The sequence below is a fragment of the Streptomyces sp. NPDC038213 genome (assembly GCF_055600495.1).
Genome location: NZ_JBVJYM010000065.1, coordinates 1 through 577, shown reverse-complemented (window position 1 = coordinate 577; position 577 = coordinate 1). Strand labels below are relative to the sequence as shown.

1 protein-coding gene is annotated in these 577 nt (G+C 72.6%); it reads left to right on the top strand.

All coding sequences use genetic code 11. The annotated features are described in order from the left end of the window. Window positions 1-170: 170 nt before the first annotated feature. Window positions 171-577 (top strand): sigma factor (locus ACZ7JZ_RS35830; protein WP_470947314.1); only part of this gene is annotated, 407 nt, incomplete at its 3' end.

Genomic DNA, 577 nt, shown 5'->3' with positions numbered 1-577 from the left:
TCCCAAAAAAAGGGGAAAAAAGCAAAACCTCCCCCGCCCAACCCCCCCCCCGCGGGTCCCTCCCGCCCCGGCCGCAACGACACGAGGACCGGCATGCGATGGACGCCCCGCCCCCCGACGGCCGCCCCCGGCCGCCCCTTCGCCTTCTCACCAACGCCGGAGCCCCGCCCGTGAACCAATCCGTCCCGTTCCGTGCAGACCGCTCCGGCGAGCCCGTCCGAAACGACCTCGCCGAGGTCATGCAGAAGGTCGCGCACGGCGACAAGGAGTCCTTCTCTGTCCTCTACGACGCCCTCGCGCCCATGGTGTTCGGGGTCGTGGTGAAGGTCGTGCGGGACCGGGCGCAGTCCGAGGAGGTGGCGCAGGAGGTGATGGTCGACTTGTGGCGGCAGGCGGCCCGGTACCGGCCGGAGGCGGGCAGTGTCGGTGCGTGGGCGGCGACGATCGCGCACCGGCGGGCTGTGGACCGGGTGCGGTCGGCCCAGGCCGCGGCGGACCGTGAGCAGGCGCAGGCGGCCCGTGAGCACACCACCGCGTTCGACGAGGTGGCCGAGCAGGTCGAGACGCGGCTGGAGTC